Source organism: Streptomyces sp. NPDC023573 (assembly GCF_055559735.1).
Genome location: NZ_JBVHKB010000002.1, coordinates 188,509 through 214,743, shown reverse-complemented (window position 1 = coordinate 214,743; position 26,235 = coordinate 188,509). Strand labels below are relative to the sequence as shown.

The 26,235-nt window shown below is 71.1% G+C and carries 28 protein-coding genes and 1 pseudogene; 13 read left to right on the top strand and 16 right to left on the bottom strand.

The features are described 5' to 3' along the window. The first annotated feature begins 23 nt into the window (after positions 1-23). The 7 genes and pseudogenes from ACZ32T_RS07465 to ACZ32T_RS07435 all read left to right on the top strand — a co-directional run bounded on the left by ACZ32T_RS07465 (position 24) and on the right by ACZ32T_RS07435 (position 6,495). Positions 24-1,607 (top strand): ABC transporter ATP-binding protein, encoded by a 1,584-nt coding sequence (locus tag ACZ32T_RS07465; RefSeq protein ID WP_467366290.1) that lies wholly within the window; start codon positions 24-26, stop codon positions 1,605-1,607. Beyond that, the gene (locus tag ACZ32T_RS07460; RefSeq protein ID WP_467268336.1) at positions 1,607-2,725 is read left to right on the top strand and encodes an ABC transporter permease; all 1,119 of its coding nucleotides are present in this window, start codon (positions 1,607-1,609) and stop codon (positions 2,723-2,725) included. Before ACZ32T_RS07465 ends, ACZ32T_RS07460 begins: the two co-directional genes overlap by 1 nt. After that, entirely contained in the window at positions 2,722-3,987 is a 1,266-nt protein-coding gene (locus tag ACZ32T_RS07455) for an ABC transporter permease (protein ID WP_467268334.1), read from the top strand. Before ACZ32T_RS07460 ends, ACZ32T_RS07455 begins: the two co-directional genes overlap by 4 nt. Continuing rightward, entirely contained in the window at positions 3,984-4,382 is a 399-nt protein-coding gene (locus ACZ32T_RS07450; protein WP_467268332.1) for a cytidine deaminase, read from the top strand. Before ACZ32T_RS07455 ends, ACZ32T_RS07450 begins: the two co-directional genes overlap by 4 nt. Before the next feature lie 138 nt (positions 4,383-4,520). Then, on the top strand, positions 4,521-5,798 hold the full coding sequence (locus ACZ32T_RS07445) for a thymidine phosphorylase (RefSeq protein WP_467268330.1): 1,278 nt from the start codon (positions 4,521-4,523) through the stop codon (positions 5,796-5,798). An 86-nt stretch (positions 5,799-5,884) separates the two neighbouring features. Further along, a pseudogene (locus ACZ32T_RS07440) lies at positions 5,885-6,096 on the top strand (Uma2 family endonuclease); the annotation flags it as partial. A 54-nt stretch (positions 6,097-6,150) separates the two neighbouring features. Next, positions 6,151-6,495: an STAS domain-containing protein gene (locus ACZ32T_RS07435; protein WP_467268329.1), complete on the top strand. Its 345-nt coding sequence runs from the start codon at positions 6,151-6,153 to the stop codon at positions 6,493-6,495. 7 nt (positions 6,496-6,502) lie between these two features. Here the strand turns inward: ACZ32T_RS07435 and ACZ32T_RS07430 are convergent, their stop codons facing one another. From ACZ32T_RS07430 to ACZ32T_RS07415, 4 genes are all read right to left on the bottom strand, one after another. After that, positions 6,503-6,805 carry a hypothetical protein gene (locus ACZ32T_RS07430; protein WP_467268328.1) on the bottom strand — a complete coding sequence of 101 codons (303 nt, stop codon included), beginning with the start codon at positions 6,803-6,805 and terminating at the stop codon, positions 6,503-6,505. Beyond that, entirely contained in the window at positions 6,802-7,788 is a 987-nt protein-coding gene (locus ACZ32T_RS07425; RefSeq protein WP_467268327.1) for a sigma-70 family RNA polymerase sigma factor, read from the bottom strand. Before ACZ32T_RS07425 ends, ACZ32T_RS07430 begins: the two co-directional genes overlap by 4 nt. A gap of 96 nt (positions 7,789-7,884) precedes the next feature. After that, a complete protein-coding gene (locus ACZ32T_RS07420) occupies positions 7,885-8,601 on the bottom strand; it encodes a L,D-transpeptidase family protein (RefSeq protein ID WP_467365813.1) in 717 nt (238 codons plus the stop codon). Positions 8,602-8,689: 88 nt separating this feature from the next. After that, entirely contained in the window at positions 8,690-9,997 is a 1,308-nt protein-coding gene (locus tag ACZ32T_RS07415) for an MFS transporter (RefSeq protein ID WP_467268324.1), read from the bottom strand. 62 nt (positions 9,998-10,059) lie between these two features. On the opposite strand from ACZ32T_RS07415, the gene ACZ32T_RS07410 reads away from it, so the two are divergent. Continuing rightward, complete coding sequence (locus ACZ32T_RS07410; protein ID WP_467268322.1) at positions 10,060-11,013, top strand: LysR family transcriptional regulator; 954 nt, start codon at positions 10,060-10,062, stop codon at positions 11,011-11,013. A gap of 16 nt (positions 11,014-11,029) precedes the next feature. Here the strand turns inward: ACZ32T_RS07410 and ACZ32T_RS07405 are convergent, their stop codons facing one another. Continuing rightward, positions 11,030-11,788 (bottom strand): alpha/beta hydrolase, encoded by a 759-nt coding sequence (locus ACZ32T_RS07405; RefSeq protein WP_467268320.1) that lies wholly within the window; start codon positions 11,786-11,788, stop codon positions 11,030-11,032. Positions 11,789-11,891: 103 nt separating this feature from the next. Between ACZ32T_RS07405 and ACZ32T_RS07400 the strand changes: the two genes are divergently transcribed. Together ACZ32T_RS07400 and ACZ32T_RS07395 are read left to right on the top strand one after the other, a co-directional pair. Then, positions 11,892-13,046 carry an adenosine deaminase gene (locus tag ACZ32T_RS07400; RefSeq protein ID WP_467268317.1) on the top strand — a complete coding sequence of 385 codons (1,155 nt, stop codon included), beginning with the start codon at positions 11,892-11,894 and terminating at the stop codon, positions 13,044-13,046. A gap of 134 nt (positions 13,047-13,180) precedes the next feature. Beyond that, the gene (locus ACZ32T_RS07395) at positions 13,181-13,477 is read left to right on the top strand and encodes a hypothetical protein (RefSeq protein WP_467268315.1); all 297 of its coding nucleotides are present in this window, start codon (positions 13,181-13,183) and stop codon (positions 13,475-13,477) included. Positions 13,478-13,553: 76 nt separating this feature from the next. On the opposite strand, the gene ACZ32T_RS07390 is transcribed toward ACZ32T_RS07395, so the two are convergent. The 5 genes from ACZ32T_RS07390 to afsQ1 form a co-directional block, all read right to left on the bottom strand. Further along, positions 13,554-13,757 carry a PspC domain-containing protein gene (locus ACZ32T_RS07390; protein WP_104788518.1) on the bottom strand — a complete coding sequence of 68 codons (204 nt, stop codon included), beginning with the start codon at positions 13,755-13,757 and terminating at the stop codon, positions 13,554-13,556. A 91-nt stretch (positions 13,758-13,848) separates the two neighbouring features. Next, on the bottom strand, positions 13,849-14,403 hold the full coding sequence (locus ACZ32T_RS07385; RefSeq protein WP_467268313.1) for a VanZ family protein: 555 nt from the start codon (positions 14,401-14,403) through the stop codon (positions 13,849-13,851). 177 nt (positions 14,404-14,580) lie between these two features. Beyond that, on the bottom strand, positions 14,581-15,225 hold the full coding sequence (locus ACZ32T_RS07380) for a hypothetical protein (protein WP_467365811.1): 645 nt from the start codon (positions 15,223-15,225) through the stop codon (positions 14,581-14,583). Then, a complete protein-coding gene (locus ACZ32T_RS07375) occupies positions 15,222-16,745 on the bottom strand; it encodes an ATP-binding protein (protein WP_467268309.1) in 1,524 nt (507 codons plus the stop codon). The genes ACZ32T_RS07380 and ACZ32T_RS07375 overlap by 4 nt, the downstream gene beginning before the upstream one ends. After that, positions 16,742-17,419 carry a two-component system response regulator AfsQ1 gene (gene afsQ1 / locus ACZ32T_RS07370; RefSeq protein ID WP_176724363.1) on the bottom strand — a complete coding sequence of 226 codons (678 nt, stop codon included), beginning with the start codon at positions 17,417-17,419 and terminating at the stop codon, positions 16,742-16,744. Before afsQ1 ends, ACZ32T_RS07375 begins: the two co-directional genes overlap by 4 nt. A gap of 181 nt (positions 17,420-17,600) precedes the next feature. On the opposite strand from afsQ1, the gene ACZ32T_RS07365 reads away from it, so the two are divergent. Further along, a complete protein-coding gene (locus ACZ32T_RS07365) occupies positions 17,601-18,347 on the top strand; it encodes a SigE family RNA polymerase sigma factor (protein ID WP_467268306.1) in 747 nt (248 codons plus the stop codon). Between the two features lie 141 nt (positions 18,348-18,488). Here ACZ32T_RS07365 and ACZ32T_RS07360 read toward each other — a convergent pair whose 3' ends face one another. Continuing rightward, the gene (locus ACZ32T_RS07360) at positions 18,489-19,193 is read right to left on the bottom strand and encodes a uridine kinase family protein (protein ID WP_356712905.1); all 705 of its coding nucleotides are present in this window, start codon (positions 19,191-19,193) and stop codon (positions 18,489-18,491) included. 63 nt (positions 19,194-19,256) lie between these two features. Between ACZ32T_RS07360 and ACZ32T_RS07355 the strand changes: the two genes are divergently transcribed. Next, positions 19,257-19,682: a hypothetical protein gene (locus ACZ32T_RS07355; protein ID WP_467268304.1), complete on the top strand. Its 426-nt coding sequence runs from the start codon at positions 19,257-19,259 to the stop codon at positions 19,680-19,682. Between the two features lie 61 nt (positions 19,683-19,743). Here the strand turns inward: ACZ32T_RS07355 and ACZ32T_RS07350 are convergent, their stop codons facing one another. From ACZ32T_RS07350 to deoC, 3 genes are read right to left on the bottom strand one after another with little or no spacing between them, the layout of a single operon-like run. Next, positions 19,744-20,640 carry an aldehyde dehydrogenase family protein gene (locus tag ACZ32T_RS07350; protein ID WP_467268302.1) on the bottom strand — a complete coding sequence of 299 codons (897 nt, stop codon included), beginning with the start codon at positions 20,638-20,640 and terminating at the stop codon, positions 19,744-19,746. Further along, positions 20,633-22,069: an aldehyde dehydrogenase family protein gene (locus ACZ32T_RS07345; RefSeq protein WP_467365809.1), complete on the bottom strand. Its 1,437-nt coding sequence runs from the start codon at positions 22,067-22,069 to the stop codon at positions 20,633-20,635. Before ACZ32T_RS07345 ends, ACZ32T_RS07350 begins: the two co-directional genes overlap by 8 nt. A 6-nt stretch (positions 22,070-22,075) precedes the next feature. Next, positions 22,076-23,023: a deoxyribose-phosphate aldolase gene (gene deoC, locus ACZ32T_RS07340; protein ID WP_467268402.1), complete on the bottom strand. Its 948-nt coding sequence runs from the start codon at positions 23,021-23,023 to the stop codon at positions 22,076-22,078. A 125-nt stretch (positions 23,024-23,148) separates the two neighbouring features. Here deoC and ACZ32T_RS07335 point away from each other — a divergent pair, with 125 nt between their 5' ends. Continuing rightward, positions 23,149-23,787: a PH domain-containing protein gene (locus ACZ32T_RS07335; protein ID WP_467365807.1), complete on the top strand. Its 639-nt coding sequence runs from the start codon at positions 23,149-23,151 to the stop codon at positions 23,785-23,787. Positions 23,788-23,936: 149 nt separating this feature from the next. Here the strand turns inward: ACZ32T_RS07335 and ACZ32T_RS07330 are convergent, their stop codons facing one another. Further along, the gene (locus ACZ32T_RS07330; RefSeq protein WP_467365805.1) at positions 23,937-24,335 is read right to left on the bottom strand and encodes a GNAT family N-acetyltransferase; all 399 of its coding nucleotides are present in this window, start codon (positions 24,333-24,335) and stop codon (positions 23,937-23,939) included. A gap of 242 nt (positions 24,336-24,577) precedes the next feature. After that, a complete protein-coding gene (locus tag ACZ32T_RS07325) occupies positions 24,578-26,221 on the bottom strand; it encodes a phospho-sugar mutase (protein WP_467365803.1) in 1,644 nt (547 codons plus the stop codon). Positions 26,222-26,235 lie beyond the last annotated feature (14 nt).

Here is a 26,235-nt window from a genome sequence, read left to right as displayed (position 1 = left end):
CCCCTGCCCCTGTGCTCCCGCTCCTGTCCGGCCAAGGAGAGTGCGTCATCAACGCGTCCAGCAGTCCCCCTGCCGTAGAACTGCACGGCATCACCAAGCGCTTCCCCGGTGTCGTGGCCAACCACGACATCGGCATCACCGTTCGCAAGGGCACGGTCCATGCCCTCGTCGGTGAGAACGGCGCCGGTAAGTCCACCCTGATGAAGATCCTCTACGGCATGCAGAAGCCGGACGAGGGCACCATCGCCGTGGACGGCGAGCAGGTCTCGTTCGGCAACCCCGGTGACGCCATCGCGCGCGGAATCGGCATGGTCCACCAGCACTTCATGCTCGCCGACAACTTCACCGTCCTGGAGAACGTCGTGCTGGGCGGCGAGAAGCTGCACGGCATCGGCTCCGCCGCCCGCAAGAAGATCAAGGAGATCTCCGACGCGTACGGCCTGGGGGTCAGGCCGGACGCACTCGTCGAGGACCTCGGCGTCGCCGACCGTCAGCGCGTGGAGATCCTCAAGGTCCTCTACCGCGGTGCCCGCATCCTGATCCTGGACGAGCCGACCGCGGTGCTGGTCCCGCAGGAGGTGGACGCGCTCTTCGCGAACCTCCGCGAGCTCAAGGCGGAGGGTCTCACCGTCATCTTCATCTCGCACAAGCTCGGCGAGGTCCTCTCCGTCGCCGACGAGATCACGGTGATCCGGCGCGGCACCACGGTGGGTACCGCCGACCCCGCGACCACCACCTCCAAGCAGCTCGCCGAGCTGATGGTCGGCAGCGAACTCCCCTCGCCGGAGACTCGCGAGTCGACGGTGACGGACGTGCCGATGCTGCACGTCGAAGGGCTCACCCTCAGCGTGACGGATCCTGACGGGGCCGTGCGTGACGTCCTGTCCGATGTGGGCTTCACGATCAACAAGGGCGAGGTCCTGGGCATCGCGGGCGTCGAGGGGAACGGGCAGACGGAGCTGATCGAGACGCTCGTCGGCATGCGGAACCCGGACAGCGGCGTCATCACGCTGGACACCGACGACATCTCGCGGTTCCCCACGCGCAAGAGGCGGGAGGGCGGCATCGGTTACATCCCCGAGGACCGCCACCGTCACGGGGTGCTGCTGGACTCCCCGCTCTGGGAGAACCGCATCCTCGGCCACGTCACCGAGAAGCCCAACAGCAAGGGCTGGCTGCTGGACCCGAAGGCGGCGCGAGCCGACACGGAGCGGATCGTGCGTGAGTACGACGTCCGCACCCCGGGCATCGAGGTCACCGCGGCCTCTCTCTCCGGCGGCAACCAGCAGAAGCTGATCGTCGGCCGCGAGATGAGCCACAACCCGAAGCTCCTGATCGCCGCCCACCCCACCCGCGGGGTGGACGTGGGCGCACAGGCGCAGATCTGGGACCAGATCCGCGAGGCGCGGCGCGAAGGGCTGGCGGTCCTGCTGATCTCGGCGGACCTGGACGAGCTCATCGGACTCTCCGACACCTTGCGCGTCATGTTCCGAGGACAGCTGGTCGCAGACGCCGACCCCGCCACCATCACACCCGAGGAACTGGGCTCGGCCATGACCGGCGCCGCCGCCGGTCACCTCGAAGCAGCACCGGAGGACGAGGCCTGATGAAGAAATTCGACAAGGACCGGCTGATCCTGGGCTTCGCCGGCCCGGCACTCGCCCTGGTCGTGGCCCTCGTGCTCAGCACCCTGGTGCTGCTCGTCTCGAACCGCGACCCCTTCGAGCTGTACCGGCTGCTGTTCGAGCAGGTGTCGTACAGCGACGTACAGGTCCTGATCATCAACCAGGCCGGGACGTACTACCTCGCCGCTCTCGCGGTCGCGGTCGGCTTCCGTATGAACCTCTTCAACATCGGTGTCGACGGGCAGTACCGGCTCGCGGCGATGATGGCAGCCCTCGTCGGCGCCAGCGTCAGCCTCCCCGGGCCGCTCCAGATCGCGCTGATCGTCGTCGTGGCGATGCTCGTGGGTGCCTTCTGGTCGGGAATCGCCGGCATCCTCAAGACGACGCGCGGCGTGAGCGAAGTCGTCTCGACGATCATGCTCAACTCCATCTCGACCTCCCTGATCGCCTGGCTGATCCTGCCGAAGAACTTCGGTGAGCAGGCCGCGGGATCCAACAACCTGACGACGGGCGACATCCCGGAATCCGGCTGGTTCCCGGGCCTGCCCCTGAGCCCCGACGCCGGTGAGATCTACGGCTTCACCTTCGTCGCCGCCGGCTGCGGCCTCGTCTACTGGCTCGTACTGAACCGCACCCGCTTCGGCTTCGACCTCCGTGCCACCGGCGCCAGCGAGAGCGCGGCCCAAGCCTCCGGTGTGGACGCCAAGAAGATGATCCTCACCTCGATGCTGATCTCCGGCGCGGTCGCGGGTCTCGTCGGGATGCCGACGCTGCTGGGAGACACCCACACCTACAGCCTCGACTTCCCCGTCGGCCTCGGCTTCACCGGCATCACCATCGCCCTGCTCGGCCGCAACCACCCGGTCGGCATCGCGCTCAGCGCGCTGCTCATCGCGTTCCTGGACAAGGCGTCGTCACCTCTCGACCAGTTCGGGTTCGAGAAGGAGATCGCCACGATCATGCAAGGCCTGATCGTGATCTCGGTCGTCGTCAGCTACGAGCTCGTACGGCGCTACGGGACCCGCCGCCAGCAGCAGAAGGTCGGCGAGGAACTCGCCGCCGGCCACGCCCTCACCACCGAGAAGGAGGCGGCCCTGTGAGCACCAGCAAAGTCTCCGCCGCACGCGTCGCCGCCCCGAAGGGCGGCGGACGGCGCAAGCTGTCCCTGCCCGTGGTCCTCCTGATCATCGCCGGTGCGCTCGCCCTCGTCTCGCTGGTGCGCCTCATCAGCGGCGCCGACGACGTGACCTCCGTGGGCCAGGTCAGCGGCGCCCTCGAACTCGCGGTCCCGATCGGTCTGGCAGGTCTCGGCGGTCTCTGGGCCGAGCGGGCCGGTGTCGTCAACATCGGCCTCGAGGGCATGATGATCCTGGGCACCTGGTTCGGCGCCTGGGCCGGTTTCCAGTGGGGCCCGTGGGTGGGCGTCCTCTTCGGCATCATCGGTGGCGCGCTCGGGGGACTGCTCCACGCGATCATCACCGTCACCTTCGGCGTGAACCACATCGTCTCCGGTGTGGCCATCAACATCCTCGCCGTCGGCGTCACCCGCTACCTCTCCAACTTCACCTTCGCCGACGAGCCCGGTGGATCCTCCAAGCAGTCCCCTCGTCTCGAGGAGATCGACAAGATCACCATCCCAGGGCTCTCGGACTGGATGCAGGACCTGCAACAACACCACTGGTTCTTCGTGTCCGACCTCGCCGGCATCATCGGAGGTCTGGTCACCGGACTGTCGTTGCTCACCGTCGTCGCCCTGCTGCTCATCCCCGTCACCTGGTACGTGCTGTGGCGCACGGCCTTCGGGCTGCGACTCCGCTCCTGCGGTGAGAGCCCGGTGGCGGCCGAGACCCTCGGCGTGAACGTCTACAAGTACAAGTACATCGCCGTGACGATCTCCGGCGGTCTGGCCGGACTCGGCGGTGCGTTCCTGGCCATCGTCGCCACCAGCATCTACCAGGAGGGTCAGACCGGTGGCCGCGGCTACATCGGTCTCGCCGCGATGATCTTCGGTAACTGGATGCCGGGCGGCATGGCGCTGGGCGCGGGGCTCTTCGGCTTCACCGACAGCCTCAAGCTCCGCGGCGGCGCCGAGAACGTCCACGCCATGCTGCTGCTCCTGGCGATCCTCCTGGTGATCGTCGTCTTCTGGCAGCTGTACCGGAAGAAGTACGTGAGCGCGCTGATCTCGGCGGTCGTCTCCGGCGTGCTGTTCACCTGGTACTTCCTCACCGACCAGGTTCCCAGCCAGTTCGTGGACGCCGCGCCGTACGTCACGACGCTGCTGGTGCTCGCCCTCTCCGCGCAACGGCTGCGCATGCCCAAGGCGGACGGCCTGCCGTACCGCAAGGGCGAGGGCAAGTGACGACGCCCTCCCCCGTCGACTGGGACGCGCTCCGCGAGGCCGCCCGGGACGCGATGTCCCGGGCGTACGCCCCGTACTCGGGCTACCCGGTCGGCGTGGCCGCCCTCGTCGACGACGGACGCATGATCACCGGGTGCAACGTCGAGAACGCCTCGTACGGCATCGGCCTGTGCGCCGAGTGCGGGCTGGTCTCGCAGCTGGCCGCCACGGGCGGCGGCCGGCTGACCCACTTCACCTGCGTGGACGGGACCGGCGCCGCGCTCGTGCCGTGCGGGCGGTGCCGGCAGCTGCTGTACGAGTTCGGGGGCCCCGGCCTCGTCCTGGAGACACCGGACGGCCTCCGTACGCTCGACGAGATGCTGCCGCAGGCCTTCGGCCCGCAGCACCTGGGGTAGTGCCCCGCCGGCGCTCCGTTCGTCCCCGGCGGGCCCGACGGCCCGCCGGGGGAACGCGGCGGCGGAACGTTCCCTCTCTATGCGCGTAGAGTCAACAGGACTCTCGCCCACCCCTCCGGCCGGAAGGACTCCCCTCCCATGGACGCCATCTCCGTCATCCGCACCAAGCGGGACCGAGGCGAGCTCAGCCCCGAGCAGATCGACTGGGTCATCGACGCGTACACCCGCGGCGAGGTCGCCGACGAGCAGATGTCCGCACTGGCCATGGCGATCCTGCTCAACGGCATGAACCGCACCGAGATCGCCCGCTGGACCGCCGCGATGATCGCCTCCGGCGAGCGCATGGACTTCGGCGCGCTCTCCCGCCCCACCACCGACAAGCACTCCACCGGCGGCGTCGGCGACAAGATCACCCTGCCGCTCGCCCCGCTGGTCGCCGCCTGCGGCGCCGCCGTGCCGCAGCTCAGCGGCCGGGGCCTCGGCCACACCGGCGGCACCCTCGACAAGCTGGAGTCCGTCCCCGGCTGGCGCGCCCACCTCTCCAACGCCGAGATGCTGGACGTCCTGGACACCACCGGCGCCGTGATCTGCGCGGCCGGCGACGGGCTCGCCCCCGCCGACAAGAAGCTGTACGCGCTGCGCGACGTCACCGGCACCGTCGAGGCGATCCCGCTGATCGCCAGCTCGATCATGTCCAAGAAGATCGCCGAGGGCACCGGGGCGCTCGTCCTGGACGTCAAGGTCGGCTCCGGCGCCTTCATGAAGACGATCGAGGACGCCCGCGAACTGGCCTCCACCATGGTCGCGCTGGGCACCGACAGCGGCGTACGCACCGTCGCGCTGCTCACCGACATGGCGACCCCGCTCGGCCTCACCGCCGGGAACGCCCTCGAGGTCCGCGAGTCCGTCGAGGTCCTCGCCGGGGGCGGCCCGAAGGACGTCATCGACCTGACCCTCGCGCTCGCCCGCGAAATGCTCGACGCCGCCGGACTCAAGGACGCCGACCCGGAGAAGGCCCTGGCCGACGGCTCCGCCATGGACGTCTGGCGCCGCATGATCGCCGCACAGGGCGGCGACCCGGACGCCCGGCTCCCCGTCGCCCGCGAGCAGCACGTGATCAGCGCGCCGTCCTCGGGCGTGCTGACCCGCCTCGACGCGTACGACGTCGGCGTCGCCGCCTGGCGCCTCGGCGCGGGCCGTGCGCGCAAGGAGGACCCGGTGCAGGCGGGCGCGGGCGTCGAGCTGCACGCCAAGCCGGGGGACACGGTGACCGAGGGCCAGCCGCTGCTGACCCTGCACACGGACACCCCGGAGAAGTTCGAGTACGCCCTGAAGGCGCTGCCCGGCGCGTACGACATCGCGCCGGCCGGCACGTCCTTCACCGCCACGCCGGTGGTGCGGGAACGTATCGCCTGACCTGCGGCTTTCCCTTTCGGGTGAACGGGACCGGTGGACCACCACCGGTCCCGTTCCGCATCCTGGGATCGGTGACGCACCGATAAGAGGAGACGGACGCACCCGAGGGCCGCAAGGTGGAGATCATCGAGGCGATCGTCACCGTGTCGCCACCGCCGTCCAAGGACCACAACACCACTGCCGAGCTGCTCCGGCGCAGGCTCCACACCGTCATCCCGGAGGAGTGGGGGATCTACCGGACGCTCGGTGTCTCCGTGCCCGGACGGGCCGGGCTCACATCCCCGATCTCGTCGTCCTGGACCTGGACACCGGGGCGTTCCCCGTCAGCTGAGTCACAGGTGCGCCCGCCCCGATGAGTTTCGGGCATCCCGCCGGTCTCTCTGGTGTGGATGCCAACACTCCGAACGTCCTCGTCCTCACCGGCCGTGTCGCCCGCGCCGATGTGCCGGGCCTCTGCGCCCGGCTGGAGGCGCTGCTCAGCGGCGCCCCGGAGGCCGCCGTGGTGGACTGCGACGTGGGCGGGACCGTGCGCCCGGACCTGGCCCTGGTCGAGGCCGTCGCCCGGCTGGGGCTCGTCGCACGCCGGGCCGGGGGCGTCGAACTGCGGCTGCGTAACGTCCCGGCCGAACTCGGCGCGCTGCTCGACCTGGTGGGGCTGACCGACGTGGTGGGCAACATCCGGGCGGTCCCGGAGTGACCCGTGTTCAGCGGGCCGTGGCGCCGTCGCGGATCACGAGGGTCGAGCAGTAGACCTGCACCGCACGCCCGTCCCTGATCGCGTCCGGCACCTTCGCGATCGACGACGGGTCGCTGCTCTCCGTAGGCGACGGTTTCGCGCACGACCCCTCCGGCTGCGGCCCGGGCTCGGGGTTGTCGTCCCGGACCCCGGCGGCAGGGGCCGGGGCCGGCCCCGCCGTGGCGGACGGCTCGCCCAGCCACAGCGTCGCCGCCCAGCCACCCGCCACCAGCAGGGCCCAGCCGATCACCACAGGACGTCCCACACTCACGCGGCGTCGTCCAGGTGGTCCGGCAGCCCGAACAGCGGGAACCAGCGCGGGGTGTCCAGGAAGCAGTGCATCCCCGTGATCGCACCGTCCGAGATGTCGATGATCTGCACCGCCCACGGGACGAACCCCGGTCCGTCCGGATTCGGCTTGTAGTGCGCGAAGGCCGGGGACCCGTTGGCCTCGGTCGCCACCAGCCGGGAACCCGCGCAGCCCGCGCCGATGCTGAGCATGAAGCCGGTGATGTCGTCGTGTCCCCGGAGCCAGAGGTCGAACGGCGGCATGGTCATCACGGCGTCCTCATGGAGCAGCGCCGTCAGCGCCGCCATGTCGTACCCCTCGAACGCCGCCACATAGCGGTCCAGCAGCGTGCGCTGCTCGTCGTCCAGGGGGTTCGCGGTGTCCGGCGCCGTGGTCTCCGCGTCGGACAGGGTCGCCCGGGCGCGCTGCAGGGCGCTGTTGACCGAGGCGACGGAGGTGTCGAGCAGCTCGGCGACCTCACTCGCCTTCCACGCCAGGACCTCACGCAGGATGAGCACCGCACGCTGCTTGGGAGGCAGGTGCTGGAGCGCGGCGACGAACGCGAGGCGCACCGACTCGCGGGCCACGGCCGCCTCCGCCGGGTCGGCCACCGAGGGCAGGATGCGCCCGTCCGGCATCGGCTCCAGCCAGGTGTTCTCCGGGAGAGGGTTCAGCGCGGCCTGGGCCAGCGGTGTCGGGCCGGTCAGGTCCACCGGTCTGGCCCGCTTGTTGCCCGCCTTCAGCATGTCGAGGCAGACGTTCGTCGCGATGCGGTAGAGCCAGGAGCGAAGGGAGGAACGGCCCTCGAATTTGTCCAAGTTGCGCCAGGCACGCACCAGCGTGTCCTGGACCGCGTCCTCCGCCTCGAAGGCCGAGCCGAGCATCCGGTAGCAGTAACCCGTCAGCTCGACCCGGTGTCCCTCCAGGCGGCTGTCGATGTCCGCTGTCGCTGTCTGTTCACTCATCGCTCACCCCTGTTGCGCTGTGGCACCGCTCACTCAGCACTGTGGAAGCTACCGCAGGGCACTGACAACCGGGGCGGGAAGCGTGGAAACCGCTGCTCAGGTGCCGGGCTTGCGTCCGTAGACGAAGACGTCGTCGCCGTTCTTCAGCAGCTTCCAGTATGACTTCGCGTCCGCGGGGCGCATGTTGACGCAGCCCGCCGATCCAGGGTTGTTGTACATGGACTTGGTGACGGAGTGGAACGCCTGCCCGCCGTCGAAGAACTGGGCGTACGGCATGCGGACATCGTAGAGCGTCGACCAGTGGTCGATGTTGCGCCAGTAGATCTTCTTGGCGCCGGTCCGCGTCTCGTCGCCGTTACGGCCCGTGCGCACCGGCACCGGACCGAACTTGAGCTTGGACCCGTCCTGGATCCAGCTCAGCTGCCTGGTCAGGTCCACGCAGGCGATGCGCCCCTTGTTCGTGGGGCACTTCTTCGCCTTGTTCGGGGTCTTGCCCGCGGCCTTCTGCGCGGTGATCGTCTTCATCGTGCGCCAGGTGACCGGCCCGGCGTACCCGATGTTCGGTGTGATGCCCCTTGCGGTCTGGAACGAGCGGGTCGCCTTGCAGTCGGCCGTCGACTGCCGGCCGTCGGCCGTCCGCCCCAGCCACTTCTCGACCTGCTTCTGGTACGGCCCGGTGGAGGCCGTGCAGGACGCCGCCTGGGCGCCCGTACCCGTGCCCAGGACCAGGGCCGGCGCGGCCACCAGCCCGGCGACGGACAGGACGGCCCCGCGCCGCACCCGTATGCCGCGTATGTTCCCCATGATCGTCATGTACGCCTGCTCCCCTTCGCGTTCGCCCGCGGTGTGACTCCGCTTGTTGGGACGTGCGTCGGGGAGCTGCGGTTGTGCCGGGAAGGTCTCAGTTGTGCACCGGTGCCGGGGCCGCGGCGCGGAGCCGCTCGGTGCGGGCCGCGCGGCTCCCGAAGAGGGTGATCGACAGGACGCCGAGGACCGCCAGGACACCCAGCACGACCGTGCCGGCCCAGCCTCCGGCGTGGAAGGCGACGGCACCGAGCGTGCCTCCCGCACTGGAGCCCAGGTAGTACGCCGACTGGTAGAGCGCCGAAGCCTGAGCGCGGCCCGACGTCGCCGTACGGCTCACCGAGGAGGAGGCGACCGCGTGTCCGGCGAAGAAGCCCGCCGTGATCAGGACGAGGCCGGCCAGGACGGCGGCGATCTGGTCCGCCAGGGAGACCAGCAGACCCGCGGCCGTGGTGGAGACGGCGAGGTAGAGCGCCCCCCGGCGGCCCAGCCGGGCGACCAGCCGGCCCGCGGCGGCGGAGGAGACCGTACCGACGAGGTAGACGAGGAAGACCGAGCCGACGATGCCCTGCGGAAGGCTGAAGGGCTCCTCGACGAGCCGGTAGCCGATCACGGTGTAGACCGCGCCGAACACCGTCATGAACAGGGCGCCGATCGCGTACAGCCTGCGCAGCAGCGGGTCGGAGAGGTGGCCGGTGACCGTCTTGCCCAGCGCCTTCGGGTTGAGCGACGCGGGGCTGAAGTGCCGGGCCTTGGGGATCAGGAAGTGGAAGACCACCGCGCAGGCCACGGCGAGCAGCCCGATCGCGCCGAGCGCCATCCGCCAGCCCCACAGCTGGGCGACCCAGCCGGCGAGGATGCGGCCGCTCATGCCGCCGATGCTGTTGCCCGCCACGAACAGTCCGATCGCGGCCACCAGCGCCTTGGGCCGCACCTCCTCGGCCAGATACGCCATCGCTGAGGCGGGCAGCCCCGCCAGGGCCGCGCCCTGGATCGCGCGCAGCGCGATCAGCCAGCCGAGCGACGGGGCGAAGGGCACGAGCAGCCCGATCACCACGGCGACCGACAGGGAGGCGGTCATCATCTGGCGCCGCCCGAAGCGCTCGGAGAGCGCGCTCAGCGGCAGCACGCAGAGGGCCAGCGCACCCGTCGCCGCGGAGACCGTCCAGCTCGCCTGGCCGGCCGTCGCGCCGAAGGACGCGGAGACGGCGGGCAGCAGGGCCTGGGTGGAGTAGAGGAGGGCGAAGGTCGCGATCCCCGCCGCGAAGAGCGCGAAGCTCATCCGGCGGTAGCCGGGACCGCCGGGCGCCAGGCGGTCCGGGACGGGCTGGGGGACGGCGGCGGTGGATGACGGAACGGCGGCGTCCAGCACGGTGGTGGACGCCCCGGTACTGGCAGGAGGCATGCGTCGAACGTAGACCGCGGCGTTTCATGCGTCCAATGCATGAAACCCTCATAATCGTTCCCATGGCGCATCAATACAGCTCACGGCCGCGGCTGTCACCGAGCAGTTACGAAGAAGACATCCGGGCCGTGCTCGCGCCACGCCTCGCGTACTTCGAGGCGGTGGCCCGCCACGAGCACGTCACGCGTGCCGCGCACGAGCTCGGCGTCCCGCAGTCGACGCTGTCACGGGCCATGGTGAGGCTGGAACAGGACCTGGGTGTCGCCCTGTTCGCCCGCAGGGGCCGCACCGTCTCGCTCACCCCCGCGGGCCGCACCTTCCTCGGCTCCGCCGAACGCGCCCTGGCCGAAGTGGAGAAGGCCGCCGACTCGGTGCGCGCCGACGCCGACCCCACGGCCGGCAAGGTCGCCTTCGGCTTCCTCCACACGATGGGCTCCGAGACGGTGCCGGCCCTGATCCGCGCCTTCCGCGCCGACCACCCCCGGGTCCGCTTCCAACTCGTCCAGAACTACGGCGAGGCGATGATCGACCGCCTGCGGGCGGGCGGCCTCGACCTCTGCCTCACCTCGCCCGTCCCGGACGCCCCGGACCTCGTCGCCATGCGCCTGGACGAGCAGCGGCTCCGCCTCGTCGTCCCCGACGACCACCGGCTGGCGGGACGCCGGCGCATCCGCCTCGCCGAGGCCGCCGACGAAACGTTCGTCACCCTCGAACCCGGCTACGGACTGCGGCGGATCACGGACGACCTCTGCGCCGAGGCGGGCTTCACCCCGCGCGTCGCGTTCGAGGGCGAGGAGGCGGAGACCCTGCGCGGGCTGGTCGCGGCCGGACTCGGGGTGGCGCTGCTGCCGCCTCCCGCCGTCGCCCGGCCCGGCGTGGTCGAGCTGACGGTGACCGCGCCGCGCGCGGCCCGCGAGATCGGTGTCGCCTGGCTGGACGGCCACCCCGACACGCCGCCGGTGGCGGCTTTCAAGCGCTTCCTGCTCTCGCGCCGGGGCAGCCTGCTGCCGGACTGAGCCGCAGGCTGCCCCCTCAGTGCCGCAGCGACCGCCCGAACCCCGCCGCGAGCGGCATCCGCAGCCCCAGCGGCGGGGGAGCGGCGAAGGCGTCGGCGACCGGGCGCGCGTACGACCGGGCGAACAGCGATCCCCGTACGAAGTCCGAGGCCAGCGCCAGTACTTCGGACCGGTGCTGACGCAGGGCGTGCCCGTCCGAGTGGACCTCGAAGCGGCAGGTGTCCCGGTTGGCCTTCTTGGCCCGCTCGGCCAGCCGGTAGGAGAGCTCCGGATTCGTCCGCGCGTCGTTCGTGCCGTGGACGATCAGCACCCGGCGCCCCGCCAGATGCTTCACCGGTTCGGGTGCGGGCTCTCCGTCCTCCGGGAGCCAGGGTGCCATCGCCAGCACGGAGTTGACGGCCGTGTGCCCGGCGCCCCGCAGGGCGGCCCGGCCCCCCATGCCGTGCCCCACGAGACACACGGGGATGTCGCCGTAGCGGCGTACGACCTCGTCGGCCGCCCAGTGGGTGTCGGCCGCCGGATCGGCGTCGGCGTTCCACCCCCGGGTGCGGTAGCGCACGACGTGCACCGCGAGTCCGTCGTCCTGCCCGGCGCGGGCCAGCGTCCGGGCGAACGGCAGCTGTGCCGCGTACGAGAAGGCGGAGGGACGGCGCCGTGAATCGGTCTCGCCGTCCGGGAGCAGCAGGACCACGCCGCTGACCTCGGGTGCTGCTCCGGCCGTGAGGACGGCCCGTCCCAGCCTGGCGGCAGGCAGGGGAAGTGCGCGCTGTGCCATGACAGAACAGTGTCAGAAGGGCGGGTGTATTCCACCCGGCTTCGCGGTCACTGTTACGCATCGACAGCCAGCGCTCTACGCGCGTAGGCGCTAGAGTGCCCCAATGACGAGCCAGACCCTGAACGTCCCCGGTCCCGACCAGATCCGCCGCGCGCCCAAGGTGCTCCTCCACGACCATCTCGATGGCGGCCTGCGTCCCGGCACCATCGTCGACCTGGCGCGGGAGCAGGGCTACGACGCCCTGCCGGAGGCCGAGCCCGACAAGCTCGGCGTCTGGTTTCGCGAGGCCGCCGACTCGGGCTCGCTGGAGCGCTACCTGGAGACGTTCGCCCACACCTGCGCCGTGATGCAGACCCGTGACGCGCTGTTCCGGGTGGCGGCGGAGTGCGCCGAGGACCTGGCCGAGGACGGTGTCGTCTACGCCGAGGTGCGGTACGCGCCCGAGCAGCACCTCACCGCGGGCCTGTCCCTCGAAGAGGTCGTCGAGGCGGTCAACGAGGGTTTCCGGGAGGGTGAGCGCCGGGCCCGTGCCGCCGGCCACCGCATCCGCGTCGGCGCACTCCTCACCGCCATGCGGCATGCCGCCCGCGCGCTGGAGATCGCCGAACTCGCCAACCGCTACCGCGACCTGGGCGTCGTCGGCTTCGACATCGCGGGCGCCGAGGCGGGCTTCCCGCCCACCCGCCACCTGGACGCCTTCGAGTACCTCAAGCGCGAGAACAACCACTTCACCATCCACGCGGGCGAGGCCTTCGGTCTGCCCTCGATCTGGCAGGCCCTGCAGTGGTGCGGTGCCGACCGGCTCGGCCACGGTGTCCGCATCATCGACGACATCGAGATCGCCGACGACGGCAGCGTGACGCTCGGCCGCCTCGCCTCCTACGTACGCGACAAGCGCATTCCGCTGGAGCTCTGCCCGACCTCCAACCTGCAGACCGGCGCCGCGGCCTCGTACGCCGACCACCCCATCGGGCTGCTGCGGAAGCTGCATTTCCGCGCCACCGTGAACACGGACAACCGGCTGATGAGCGGGACGAGCATGAGCCGGGAATTCGAGCGGCTGACCGAGACCTTCGGATACACGCTCGACGACATGCAGTGGTTCACAGTCAATGCGATGAAATCAGCGTTCATTCCTTTCGATGAACGTCTGGCGATGATCAATGACGTGGTGAAGCCCGGATACGCGGAACTGAAATCCGAGTGGCTTTTCCGTCAGACGTCTGTGACCAGCGCTTCTTCCTCCGTCGCAGGCTGAGGAAAGCGGAAACGGAACGGCCGGGAGCGCGAGATCCCGGCCGTTTTCCGTGTCCCGGCATGTTTGCGGCACGGGTGGGGAGCTGACTACGTTGCAGAGCCGCTCACATCCCCTTCCCCAAGGATGAATTTCCCATGAAGCAGTCTGCCGTCAGGACCCTCGGTGTCGCCGCTCTCGGTGCCGCTTTCGCCGCCGCCGGCGCGGGCAGCGCCTCCGCCGTCGCCGTGCCCGTCGACTCCCTGGCCGGTGCCCTGCCCGCCAACGTGGCGCTCGACTCCGTCACCGACGCGCTGCCCGCCGTGCAGAAGGCGGCCGGCGGTCTGCTCGACCAGCAGCAGCGCGGCAGCGGCGACCTGTCGACCCCCGGCACCAACCTGCTCGGCGGACTGCCCGCCGGCGGCCTGACCGGCGCCCTGCCGATCGGCGGCTGAGTCACCGCACACGCGTGTGGGGCGCACACCCGGTCCGGGTGTGCGCCCCACAGCTTTCTCCCCGTGGTCCCTGCGGTCACCAGGCCGTCGCGGCCGGGCTCTTCTCCGACGGCAGCAGTGCCCACAGCGCCAGGTAGAGCAGGAACTGGGGGCCGGGGAGCAGACACGACACCAGGAAGATGACGCGCATCGTTCCCGCGGAGGTGCCGAAGCGCCGGGCCAGCGCCGCGCACACCCCACCGATCATGCGTCCCTCACGGGGGCGGACAAGTGCGGCCATGGTGACTCCTTCGCGAACCGTTTCGGGAAGCAGCTCCGTCGTGCTCCCGGTACCTCCATAGTGGCTCCGCCAAGGGGGACGAAGCGTCGCTCTACGGTGCGATACCGACCCTGGTAATCGTCGGGGTGGATCCCTGAGGGGCCTCGCCCAGCGACGACCAGGCCCCGTTCCCGTACCCGATCCGGGACAGGTCACCCGCCCCCGCCCGGTTGCCCCGGCGCAGCCGTGACCGTGACAGCGGGACGACCAGCAGATGGGCCAGCGCGACGCCCGCGGTGTTGAGCAGCAGCGAGTCGACGTCGACGACCTGACCGGGCACCCCCGTCTGCGCCAGTTCGATGGCCATCGAGATCAGCGCGCCCGCCGCGACCGTACGGGCCAGCGAGGCCCACGGGGAGACGAGCAGCCTGCCGCCGGCCATCGGGAGCAGTATGCCCAGCGGCGCCAGCAGCAGCAGGCCCTCACCGATGCGGCGCACCGCCTCGGCCGTGCCGAGGGCCAGGTCCGCCCTGATGCCGGCGAACGGCTGGAAGTTCGCGGCCGTCATCCAGGGCACGTCCAGCGGGCGCAGCGTCAGCCAGCCGACGAACAGAAGATGCGCGAGGAGGAGGGTTACCCCCGCCGCACGGAAGCGGATGACGGCCATGCCGTCCGAACTGTGACGCACGCACCCCAAGACGCCCCCACCCCCGCTGTCGGTTCCCCCGACCCCGGGCCCTCCCTGTGACGCCGGGCACCCCCCGGCCGACGCCCCCGGCACGGCGGGGCCAGGGCCTGTCTGACCATTCGCGTCGTCGCCCGCAGGGCGGCCGCGCGGCAGGCCCTAGGGGAGCTTCAGGGTGCTCCGGGTGGGCACCTCGGCGGGGAGGCTCTTCGTCTCCGATGTGCACAGGTATCCGCGCGGGGCATAGTCGCCCGGCCCGCCCAGCGGCACCGAGCCCCCGGAAGTCAGGGACTCGCTCTCCGCGTACGTGCACACCAGCTGCGCGAGCGCCTCCGCCGGCAGGTCGTCCGGCTGCCCGCTGAGGCGCAGCGTGCCCTTCGGGTCCCCCTTGCGGGGCTCGGTGACCCGCAGGCCCGCCGGGACGTCGGTGGAGAAGCCGGCACGCCGCTCATCGGCGTCCGGGTCCCGCTGGAGCTCGCTCAGGAGCGCCTGGGCGACCAGGAGGGGGCCGGAGCGCGACTCGTCGACCTCGACCGTGCGCTCGACCGTCACCAGCTGCGAGGCGCAGACCAGGTACACCCGTACGGAGACGCTCCCCTGCGGTGGCGCGGTCGTGTCCGCCGGCGCCGTACGGCACGGCATCCGGGACGGTGCCGCCCCCGCGTCGACCGGCACCGAGGTGCTGCGGATGCCGCAGCCCGCGGCCAGCGCCACGCAGGCCGCGACGGCGGCCAGCGCGGCGACCGTCCGGCGACCGGGCCCGCCCCCGCGCGGTGCGCCGTACGCCTGCTCGCTGCGCGTCACGTGGCGTCGCCCTTCTCGTTCGGGTCCGGTTCGTCCGGCCCCGTCAGTCGCTCCGCGTCCCTCGGAAGCCGCAGTACGAACACCGCGCCCTCGCCGTCCGGCAGATTGGAGGCCGTGATGTCACCGCCGTGGATGTGCGCGTTCTCCACCGCGATGGAGAGGCCGAGACCGCTTCCCTCGGAGCGCGGCCGGGAGGCGCTCGCCTTGTAGAAGCGGTCGAACACGTGCGGCAGGACCTCTTCGGGGATGCCGGGACCGTGGTCGCGTACCTCGATGACCAGATCGTCCTCGTCGGTCCGCACGGAGACCCGCACCGGCGACCCGCCGTGCTTGAGGGCGTTACCGATCAGATTCGCGAGGATCACGTCCAGCCGGCGCGGGTCGAGCCGCACCATGATGCCGCGCTCCGCGTCCAGATCGACCGCGTCCAGCCAGGCGCGGGCGTCGATGCAGGCGGTCACCTGATCGGCCACGTCGACCGTGTCCAGCACCAGGCGGGCCGTACCGGCGTCGAAACGGGTGACCTCCATGAGGTTCTCGACCAGGTCGTTCAGCCGCCGGGTCTCGCTCACCACCAGGTGCACGGCCGGAGCGATCATCGGGTCGAGGCTGTCCGCCTCGTCCTCCAGCACCTCGGCGACCGCCGTGATCGCGGTCAGCGGGGTGCGCAGCTCGTGCGACATGTCGGCGACGAACCTGCGGCTCGACTCCTCCCGGGCGCTCATGTCCGCGACCTTCTTCTCCAGGGAGCTCGCGGCCTTGTTGAACGTGTGTGACAGATCGGCGAGTTCATCGGTCCCGGAGACGACGAGACGGGTGTCGAGCTTGCCCTCGCCCAGCTTGCGGGCCGCGTCACCGAGCCGCTGCACCGGCCGCAGCACGGTCGTCGCCGCGGCCTGGGCGAGGAGCGCCGAGCCGACGAGGGCCAGCGCGGTGGCGATACCCAGGGACCACGCCAGTGAGTTGAGGTCCTCGCGCTCCTGGTCGAGCGACTTCAGCATGTAACCGGCGGGGCCACCGCCGATGATCTTCGTCCCGGCCACCAGGTACGGGGTGCTGCCGAGGGTCGTGCGCTGCCAGAACAGGTGGTACTCAAAGGTGTTGGCCGACGTCAGCGGCTGCTTCTTGTCCACCTGCTTCTGCAGCGAGGCGGGCACGTCCGCCTTGGTGAAGGAGTCGAGGTCGGAGGAGCCGGTGACCGGTTTGCCGTCGTTGGTCCCTATCAGCAGCACGTGGTAGCCGGGACCGCTGGTGGCCATCTGCTCGGCGGCGTCCCGCAGCTCGGCCGCCGTGGGCTCCAGCGGCAGCGAGGCCGCGCGGTTCTGCATCTGGCGGCGGAAGTCGCCGAGCGCCGTGTCCTGCGTGCGCGTCAGGACGGCCTCACGGTTGAGCCAGTAGGCGATGCCGGAGGCGGACACCGCCGCCGTCAGGGCCACCAGCGCGAACACGATCAGGAGCCGGAGCCGCAGGCTGGTCCAGCGAAGACCCGCGAGTATGGAACGCTTCGCGGTATCGCTCACTGAGGAGTGTCCAGCCGGTAGCCCACACCCCGCACGGTACGGATCAGGGTCGGCGAGGACGGCACGTCCTCCACCTTCGCCCGCAGCCGCTGTACACAGGCGTCCACCAGCCGTGAGTCACCGAGGTAGTCGTGCTCCCACACCAGGCGGAGCAACTGCTGCCGGGACAGGGCCTGTCCGGGACGGCGGCTCAGCTCCAGCAGGAGCCGCAGCTCGGTCGGCGTGAGCTGCAGGTCCTCCCCGTTCTTCGTGACGGTCATCGCCGAACGGTCGATGACGACACTCCCGAAGGTCGCCGAGTCGGTCGACTCTCTCTCCCCGCGGCGCAGGACCGCGCGGATACGGGCATCGAGCACCCGGCCCTGGACAGGTTTCACGACATAGTCGTCCGCGCCGGACTCCAGTCCCACCACGACGTCGATGTCGTCGCTGCGCGCGGTCAGCAGAATGATCGGCAGCTGGTCGGTACGCCGGATGCGCCGGCACACCTCGAAACCGTCGATACCGGGCAGCATCACATCCAGCACAACCAGGTCCGGCCGCTGCTCCCGGAGCAGCTCCAGGCCGTCCTCTCCCGTCGCCGCGGTGGCCACACGGTGGCCCTGGCGTGACAGTGAGAGTTCGAGGGCCGTGCGGATGGCGTCATCGTCCTCGATCAGCAACAGGAAAGGCACGGGGGCCATTCTGGCCCATGGCGGTGCCACGTTTCGACAATCCCCCCGACTTGATCCGCCGACGCGGGCCCCGACGTGCCCTGTGACAGCTCTGTGACAGTCGGGGGACAGGGTCATGAAACTGCCCCGGCAAGCTCGTTGGCGTACCGAACGAACGGACTCCACCGATGGGGGGCGCCAGATGAACGCACTGCACAGCACCACCTCAAGCGCAGTTGTCACGCGCCTCCACGACGTCGGGCGGAGCCCGGAGAAGTCCGGCGCCGGAACACGGGGGTGTGTACGTGGCGCCGGGCGTCAGCACTCGTCGTACCTGACGATGGTTGACGCGACCACGGGGGAGCACGGGGGAAGCGCGTACGGGGAGGGCTCGGGGGAGCGGAAGCCCCCGGCGCGGACGGAGGACGCCGAAGCGGCGTTCACCGCCTACGTCCGGGAGCGCCGCGCCTCCCTGTACGCGACCGCCTACCACCTGACCGGCGACCGGTTCGAGGCCGAGGACCTGCTGCAGAGCGCCCTCTTCTCGACGTACCGGGCGTGGGACAGGATCAGCGACAAGGCGGCCGTCGGGGGATATCTCCGCCGCACCATGACCAACCTGCACATCAGCGCATGGCGCAGGCGCAAGCTGAACGAATACCCGACCGAGGAGCTGCCGGAGACGGTGGGCGACACGGACGCGATGCGGGGCACGGAGCTGCGGGCGGTGCTCTGGCAGGCGCTCGCGCGGCTGCCGGAACTCCAGCGCACGATGCTGGTGCTGCGCTACTACGAGGGCCGCACGGACCCGGAGATCGCGTCCATCCTCGACATCAGTGTCGGCACGGTGAAGTCGAGCATCTGGCGGTCACTCCGCCGGCTGCGCGAGGACGAGGTCCTCAGCTTCGGCCGTGACGAGGAGGAGTCCTTCGGCGAGCTGGTGGCCTGAGGTCTACGGGGGACACGGGGTACGGGGGACACGGGGGAAAGGCCGCGGCTTCGGGGGAGGCGGCGGCACGGGGGAAGCGCGCAGCGGGGGCGGACAGGCCGGGGGGTCCTGTCCGCCCCCGCCGCGTTGTCCGGACACAGCTCAGTTCGGCACGCGGCTGCGCGGGGTGCGGCAGCGTCCCGCCGCTGCCGCGGCCAGGCGGCCCAGGGCCTCCTGCCTGGCGCAGGGATACGCGCCCAGGGCCTTCTGGCGGGCCACGATGCCCCGCTCGGCCCGCATCAGCCGCCAGCCGCGCCGCAGCAGGAACGGCACCGACTTGCGGCCCTCCCGCAGATCCCGGACCAGGCGCCGGCGGAACGTCGTCGAGGGCCGGCCGCGCAGGCACAGCGCGTCCGCGAGCAGGCCCAGTTCCTGGCAGCGCTCCACGATGTCCGCCGCGAAGATGCCCTCCGCCACGAAGAGGGGCGTGCGCTCGATGTCGAGCGTCTCGCGGCCCGTCCGTGAGCTGGTGGCGATGTCGTACAGGGGTACGGACGTGCGACCCGTACGGCACAGCTCCGCTATGGCCGCGACCGCGCCGTCCGCGTCCCAGGAGAGGGCCGAGTCCCAGTCGATGTCCGAGCTGCCGGTGACCCGCGGCAGTGTCGGGTCGTTGGCCTCCTTGTAGAAGTCGTCCAGGCGTAGCACCGGGAGACCGCTGCGGGCCGCGAGGGACGACTTGCCGGAGCCGGACGGACCGGCGAGCAGCACGACGCGCGTGGGGATCGGTTGGGAACTCACAGAACAGAAGTGTGAGGCATTGACCCGCGTAGGGGATCCCCGGGAGGTCCTGTTGGTATCGAGCATCACACCTCAACTACTCTGCGCGCACGGATGATTACCCGACACGTCCCGATCAGGTGGGAAAACATGGCACGTCATGCACTGTCCAAGCCCCGGAAACGCGCACTGCTGCGTGCCGGTCTGACCCTCACCGCGCTGGGCGCGGCCCTCGGCGCGGGAGGCGCGGCGGCCCAGGCCACGCCGCTGCCCGCACCGCCCGCGACCGGCGCGGACACCGCGGACAGCACCCTGGGGGCGGTCAACGCCGCGGCGGAACCCGCACTGAACAGCGTGCTCGGCTACGGGATCGTGGGCGCCGTCAAGCCCATCACCGACCTGCAGCTCGACCCGTTGGCCGGGACGGGTGTGGACCCGCTGGACAACGCGGTGGGTACGCAGATCGCCGACTTCAAGCCCGTGACGACGGCGGTGGTCACGGACCCGCTGACCAGCGGCGCCGCGCTCGGCGATCTGCCCGTGGTCGGAGAGGTGACCGGTCTGATCACCGGCTGATCGACGGCAGACGTGCGTGTGGGGCCGTCCGGAGGGCGGCCCCACACGCGTGCGCCGGAGGTCAGTACGAGGAGCCCGAAGCCCCCAGGGCGCCCGTCGGGTGCCAGACCGTCTTGGTCTCCAGGAAGGCCGTCAGGCGGTGTGTGCCGGGGTCGGTGGACCAGTCGGCTCCGTCCGCGGGGTGTGGACGGCTCACGCGCTTGAGGTTGTCCGCCGCGGCGATCTCCAGCTCCTTCGCCAGAGCCGCGTCGGCCCCCGTGAGGTCGATGGCGTTGACGTCCTGGTGCGAGGCCAGGGGGGCGGCCAGCTCCGCCGTCTTCCCCGACAGGATGTTCACCACGCCGCCGGGCAGGTCCGAGGTCGCCAGGACCTCGCCCAGCGAGAGCGCGGGCAGCGGTGCGTCGGCCGAGGCGATCACGACGGCCGTGTTGCCCGTGGCGATCACCGGGGCGACCACCGACACCAGGCCGAGGAACGAGGACTCCTGGGGAGCCAGGACCGCGACCACACCCGTCGGTTCCGGGGTGGACAGGTTGAAGAAGGGGCCCGCGACGGGGTTCGCCCCGCCCACGACCTGGCCGATCTTGTCCGTCCAGCCCGCGTACCAGACCCAGCGGTCGACCGCCGCGTCCACGACGGCCGCCGCCTTGGACTTCGACAGCCCCTCGGCGTCCGCCACCTCCCGTACGAACTGCTCCCGGCGGCCCTCCAGCATCTCCGCCACGCGGTAGAGGACCTGACCGCGGTTGTACGCGGTCGCGCCCGACCAGCCGCCGAACGCCTTGCGCGCGGCCACGACGGCGTCACGCGCGTCCTTGCGGGAGGACTGCGGGGCGTTCGCCAGCCACCTGCCCTTCGCGTCGCTCACCTCGTACACCCGGCCGCTCTCGGAGCGGGGGAACTTGCCCCCGACGTACAGCTTGTAGGTCTTGAAGACACTCAGTCGCCCGTCAGACATCGAGGTAGGCCTCCAGACCGTGACGGCCGCCCTCGCGGCCGAAGCCCGACTCCTTGTATCCGCCGAACGGCGAGGTCGGGTCGAACTTGTTGAACGTGTTGGCCCAGACGACGCCGGCCCGGAGCTTGTTCGCCACCGCGAGGATGCGGGAGCCCTTCTCCGTCCAGATGCCCGCCGAGAGGCCGTACTGACTGTTGTTGGCCTTCGCCACCGCCTCGTCGGGCGTGCGGAACGTCAGCACCGACAGCACCGGGCCGAAGATCTCGTCGCGGGCGACCGTGTGCGCCTGGGTGACACCCGTGAAGAGCGTCGGCGCGAACCAGTATCCGGCGGAGGGGAGTTCGCACGGCGCGGACCAGCGCTCGGCGCCCTCCACCTCGCCCGTCTCGACGAGCGCGCTGATCCGGGAGAGCTGCTCGGCGGAGTTGATGGCACCGATGTCGGTGTTCTTGTCCAGCGGATCGCCGAGCCTGAGCGTGGACAGCCGGCGCTTGAGGGCGTGCAGCACCTCGTCGTGCACGGACTCCTGGACGAGGAGCCGCGAGCCCGCGCAGCAGACCTGGCCCTGGTTGAAGAAGATGCCGGTGACGATGCCCTCGACGGCCTGGTCGACCGGGGCGTCGTCGAAGACGATGTTGGCGCCCTTGCCGCCCAGTTCGAGCGTGGCCTTCTTGTCCGTGCCCGCGATCTGCCGGGCGATGGCCTTGCCGACCGCGGTGGAACCGGTGAAGGCGACCTTGTTCACGTCGGGGTGCTCGACGAGGGCCGAGCCCGCGTCGCCGTACCCGGTCAGGATGTTGACGACGCCCTTGGGCAGTCCCGCCTGACGGCAGATGTCGGCGAAGAAGAGCGCGGAGAGCGGAGTGGTCTCCGCCGGCTTCAGCACCACGGTGTTGCCGGTGGCGAGCGCCGGGGCGATCTTCCAGGCCAGCATCAGGAGCGGGAAGTTCCACGGGATGATCTGGCCCGCCACGCCCAGCGGGCGCGGATTCGCGCCGTAGCCCGCGTGGTCCAGCTTGTCGGCCCAGCCGGCGTAGTAGAAGAAGTGCGCGGCGACCAGCGGGAGGTCCGCGTCGCGGGTCTCCCTGATCGGCTTGCCGTTGTCCAGGGTCTCCAGGACGGCGAGCTCGCGGGAGCGCTCCTGGATGATCCGGGCGATGCGGAAGAGGTACTTGGCGCGCTCGGAGCCGGGCAGCGCCGACCACTTCTCGAACGCCCTGCGGGCCGCCTTCACGGCGCGGTCCACGTCCTCGGCGCCTGCCCGCGCGACCTCGGAGAGCACCTCCTCGGTGGACGGGCTGACCGTCTTGAAGACCTTGCCGTCGGCCGCGTCGGCGAACTCGCCGTCGATGAACAGGCCGTACGAGGGGGCGATGTCGACGACGGAGCGGGACTCCGGAGCCGGTGCGTAATCGAATGCGGAAGCCATGGCGTATCAGTCCACCGTCACGTAATCGGGGCCGGAGTAACGGCCGGTGCTGAGCTTCTGGCGCTGCATCAGCAGGTCGTTCAGCAGGCTGGAGGCGCCGAAGCGGAACCAGTGGTTGTCCAGCCAGTCCTCGCCCGCGGTCTCGTTCACCAGGACGAGGAACTTGATCGCGTCCTTCGAGGTGCGGATGCCGCCCGCGGGCTTCACGCCGATCTGGACGCCCGTCTGCTCCCGGAAGTCGCGTACGGCCTCCAGCATCAGCAGCGTGTTCGCCGGAGTGGCGTTCGTCCCGACCTTGCCGGTCGACGTCTTGATGAAGTCCGCGCCGGCCAGCATACCGAGCCAGGAGGCGCGCCGGATGTTGTCGTACGTGGACAGCTCACCCGTCTCGAAGATCACCTTGAGCCGCGCGGAGCCGCACTCGGCCTTCACGGCGACGATCTCCTCGTAGACCTTGAGATAGCGGCCCGAGAGGAAGGCGCCGCGGTCGATCACCATGTCGATCTCGTCGGCCCCGGCCGCCACGGCGTCGCGGACGTCCGCGAGCTTGACGTCCAGCGCGGCGCGTCCGGCGGGGAAGGCCGTCGCGACGGACGCCACCTTCACCCCGGAGCCGGCCAGCGCGGCGACGGCGGTGGCCGCCATGTCGGGATAGACGCAGACGGCCGCGGTGCGCGGGGTCGTGCGGTCGGTCGGGTCGGGGTGGACGGCCTTGGCGGCGAGAGCCCGGACCTTGCCCGGGGTGTCCGCGCCTTCAAGCGTCGTCAGGTCGATCATCGAGATGGCGAGATCGATCGCGTACGCCTTGGCGGTCGTCTTGATCGAACGGGTGCCGAGGGCGGAGGCGCGCGCTTCGAGGCCGACGGTGTCGACGCCGGGCAGCCCGTGCAGGAAGCGGCGCAGCGCACTGTCGGACGCCGTCGCGTCGGAGAATGCCGGAGCAGTGGTGGGCATGGTCACCACATGAGCATATCTACGCGCGTAGCGACCTGTACAGGGCCCTCCCCCTTTCCGTGCCTTTCCCAGGCCGTACGAGCCTCCGGGCACCCCGGCGGATCCCGTCAGGCAGAATCGGGAGCATGACGAGCCCCACACCCCCCGCCGAGCCCGCCCACGCCGACCGGACCTTCCGGTCGGGCGCCGGGCTGGTCAGCGGCGTGCTGCTGATCCTGCTGGTCGGCTGGATCGGCGGTGACGCGGTGGTCCGGGGCAAGGGATGGGTGCCGTGGCTGTCGCTGGCCGCGCTGCTGACGGTCATCCCGCTGATCGTGGCCTTCACGCTGCGCCCGGCCGTGTTCGCCGACGAGGAACGGCTCCGGATCCGTAATCCGTTCCGCACGGTCGTGCTGCCGTGGACGGACGTCTCCACCGTGCGCGCCGTGTACTCGAGCGAGGTCTTCACCCACAGCGGCGACAAGTACCAGCTGTGGGCGGTGCCCGTCTCGCTGCGCGAGCGCAAGCGGGCGGCCAGGAAGGCCATGCAGCGGGCGCACGACGACCCGTACGGCCGGACCTCCGTGCACGCCGACGTCCGCGACAGCCAGGCCCGTGCGGCCGCCGCCGATCAGACGGTGAGCGACCTGAGAGAGCTCGCCGAGCGCGCCGCCGCCCGCAAGGAGCAGGGCACGATCACCGCGTCGGTCCGCTGGGCCTACGAGGTGATCGCCCCGGCCGTGGTCGGCGCGGTGCTGCTGGCGGTACTGCTCGCGATCGGCTGAGCGGATCGACCCGTGCGGTTGCCGTGACGTTGGGGCAGAAGCCGCAACGCGTCGTTGACGGGTGGGAAGGAAACCGGATACGTCGCTGCCGTGTGGGGGTCCCTCTTCGCCGTCCCTGGCTTCCAGGGGTGATGCGGTCCGGCACCGGACTACGAGAGCGCGAGCAGACCCGCGTCGGTCGACTCGAAGCCGCAGGCGCCGAAGTAGAACGCTCGCAGGTGACTCTCGAAGTCGACGTGCAGCCATGCGCACCCCGCCGAGCGGGCGCCTTCGGCGGCAGCGGTCACGAGGCCGGTACCGATCCCCGTCCCGCGATGGCCCTCGGCCACCATGGTGTCCAGGATGAAGGCGTGGACGCCGCCGTCCCAGGCGACGTTGACGAAACCGACGAGTGCGCCGTCCTGCCGAGCGCAGACCCATCCCAGGCTGTGACGGTGCGTACGGGCGCGCCAGTCGATCACCTCGGGTGGGTGCTCGAAGCTCTGCGCGTGGAGGGCGTCGACCGCCTCGTTGTCGAAGTCGCCTCGCCACTCGTACGTGATCGTCACGGCCGCATCGTAGTGCCGGCCGGTGGCGTCGAAGACGCACGGACGCCCCGGGGGTGCGGCCCCCGGTGGGGTGGCCACAGCGGGAGGGCCCGCGCGTCCTCGCCTACGCGCGCTGCTCCGGCCGGCCGCCCCCGCGTGCGGGGTGCGGCAGGCTCAGCGTTCTTCGTCGCGGGTCGTGGGGGACACCGGGATGCCGTCGGAACGGCGATTCCAAGTCCCCGACTGCCCGATGCCGGAGGGTGTCAGATCCCCGCCGCGGCCGCCAGGTCCCGCTTGATACCCGCCAGCAGCTCCGTCGCCCGCTGCCTTGCCTCGGGGAGCCCGGCCGCGTCCGTGACCGGGATGACGACCTCCAGGTAGCACTTGAGCTTCGGCTCGGTGCCGCTCGGGCGGACGATGACCCTGGCTCCGGCGAGGTGGTAGCGCAGGCCGTCCGTGGGCGGCAGCGTGGCCGTGCCCCGCGAGAGGTCCTCGGCCGAGGTGACCGGGAGGCCCGCCAGGGTCGTCGGGGGCGTCTCGCGCAGGCGACGCATGGCGTTCGCGATGACCGTCAGGTCCTCGACCCGTACCGACAGCTGGTCCGTGGCGTGCAGGCCGTGTGCGAGCGCCAGGTCGTCCAGGAGGTCGAGGAGGGTGCGGCCCTTCTCCTTGAGAGCGGAGGCCAGCTCGGCGATCAGCAGGGCCGCCGTGATGCCGTCCTTGTCGCGTACGCCCTCCGGGTCCACGCAGTAGCCGAGGGCCTCCTCGTAGCCGTAGCGCAGGCCGTCGACGCGGGCGATCCACTTGAAGCCCGTCAGCGTCTCCTCGTGACCGAGGTTCGCCTTCTCCGCGATACGGCCTAGGAGGGACGAGGAGACGATCGACTCGGCGAAGACGCCCGTGACGCCTCGGTCCACCAGGTGGGCGGCGAGCAGCGCGCCCACCTCGTCGCCGCGCAGCATCCGCCAGCCGCCGTCTGCCGACGGGTCCGGCACGGCGGCGGCGCAGCGGTCGGCGTCCGGGTCGTTGGCGATGATCAGGTCGGGCTGTGCCCGGCGCGCGGTCGCGAAGGCGAGATCCATGGCGCCGGGCTCTTCCGGGTTGGGGAAGGCGACGGTGGGGAACGCCGGGTCCGGCTCCGCCTGTTCGGCCACGAGTACGGGCTCGGGGAAGCCCGCCCGCGCGAAGGCCGCCGTCAGGACGGAGGTGCCTACGCCGTGCATCGCCGTGTAGACGGTCCGCGCGGTGCGGGGGGAGCCGGGGCTGAGGACGGCGTCCGTACGTTCGAGGTACGCGGCCAGGACATCGTCTCCGAGGACCTTCCAGCCGGACTCCGGGCGCGGTACGCCGTCGAGCGGGCCGACCGCCTCGATCGCGGCGGCGATCTCCGCGTCGGCCGGGGGCACGATCTGCGAGCCGTCGCCGAGGTAGACCTTGTAGCCGTTGTCGCGCGGCGGGTTGTGGCTGGCCGTGACCTCCACGCCCGCGACGGCCCCCAGATGCCGTATGGCGTACGCGAGGACGGGGGTCGGCAGGGGGCGGGGAAGGACGGCCGCGCGCAGGCCCGCGCCGGTCATCACCGCCGCGGTGTCGCGGGCGAAGTCGGCCGACTTGTAGCGGGCGTCGTAGCCGATGACGACGAGCCCGCCGGTGTGGCCCCGCGCCCTCAGGTACGCCGCGAGTCCCGCGGCCGCGCGGATGACGACGGAGCGGTTCATGCGCATCGGGCCGGCGCCGATCTCGCCGCGCAGGCCGGCGGTGCCGAACTGGAGCGTGCCCGCGAAGCGGTCCTCCAGGGCGGCGAGGTCCCCCGCGTCGATGAGCCCGGCGAGCTCCGCGCGGGTCTCCGGGTCCGGGTCCTCGGCGAGCCAGGTCCTGGCCCGCGTGAGGAGGTCGTCCTGCTGCACGATGTCCGCCTTTC